Origin of the sequence: Paraeggerthella hominis (assembly GCF_021044775.1) — a bacterium.
Lineage (GTDB): Bacteria > Actinomycetota > Coriobacteriia > Coriobacteriales > Eggerthellaceae > Paraeggerthella > Paraeggerthella hominis.
Genome location: NZ_JAJNOQ010000025.1, coordinates 1 through 1,197 on the forward strand (window position 1 = coordinate 1; position 1,197 = coordinate 1,197).

The 1,197-nt window shown below is 65.9% G+C and carries 1 protein-coding gene; it reads left to right on the top strand.

Going from position 1 to position 1,197, the window contains the following annotated elements; all coding sequences use genetic code 11:
• Positions 1-38 precede the first annotated feature (38 nt).
• Positions 39-1,187: a serine/threonine protein kinase gene (locus LQE90_RS12300; protein ID WP_114568044.1), complete on the top strand. Its 1,149-nt coding sequence runs from the start codon at positions 39-41 to the stop codon at positions 1,185-1,187.
• Positions 1,188-1,197 lie beyond the last annotated feature (10 nt).

A 1,197-nucleotide genomic window follows, 5' to 3' on the forward strand; every position in this document is an offset into this window, starting at 1 on the left:
GGCAACGCAGGATGCGCTGCCGGAGAAAGGAGACTGTCATGGCGAAGATAGTCAATTCTTGGAACGACTGGGATCCGTTGAAGCGCGTCATCATCGGCCGCTGCGACAACTCGATGATCCCGCCCGAGGAGCCCGCGACCTCCGAGAAGGTTCCCGTCGACTCCGAGATGCGCGGCATGTGGGGCCTTCGCCCGCTGCGCACGGTCGAGGTCGGCAACGCCTGCCTCGAGAACCTCGTCAAGGCCGTCGAGGAGCGCGGCGTGGTCGTCGACCGCCCGACGCCCCTGCAGTGGAACCAGGCCATCGGCACGCCCGACTTCCGCAACGACTCCATGATGACCTGCATGCCGCCCCGCGACATCCTGCTCACCATCGGCAACGAGATCATGGCCTCCGCCAACTCCTTCCGCTGCCGCTACTTCGAGTACCTGGCCTACTGGCCGCTCATGAAGCAGTACTTCGACGAGGACCCGGACTTCCTGTGGACCCAGGCCCCCCGTCCCCGCCTGACCGACGCCTCCTACAAGCACAACTACTACGACGAGAAGATCTCGCTGGAGGAGCGCCTGGTGCGCACCGCCAACAAGGACTTCGTCACGACGGAAGTCGAGCCGATGTGGGACGCGGCCGACGTCATGCGCATGGGCAAGGACCTGTTCATCCAGCACGGCCTGACCACCAACCGCACGGCCATGGACTGGTTCCAGCGCTACTACCCCGAGTACCGCGTGCACGCCGTGAACTTCCCCGGCGACCCGTACCCGATCCACATCGACGCGACCTTCGTGCCGCTGCGCCCGGGCCTGATCATCAACAACCCGCAGCGTAGGCTCCCCGAGGAGCAGCGCGCGATCTTCGAGGCCAACGACTGGCAGATCGTCGACGCCGCCCAGCCGGCCCACTCCGAGCCGCCCGAGTTCTGCTACAGCTCCGTGTGGCTGTCCATGAACTGCCTGGTCCTCGACCCCAAGACGGTCATCGTGGAGGCCTCCGAGGTCTACCAGCAGGAGGAGATGGACAAGCTCGGCATGAACGTCGTGCCCGTCGACCTGCGCGGCGCCTACGCCTTCGGCGGCGGCCTGCACTGCTCCACGGCGGACGTCTACCGCGAGGGCGAGTGCCTCGACTACTTCCCGAACCGCGTCGCCGACCCGACCCTGGTCCGTCCGGAGATGTGGAACGACTAGTCGCTTAACC

What these genes read in the sequence shown, in the direction of transcription:
- LQE90_RS12300 (WP_114568044.1), top strand. Translation starts at nt 39, where the DNA reads ATGGCGAAGATAGTCAATTCTTGGAACGACTGGGATCCGTTGAAGCGC.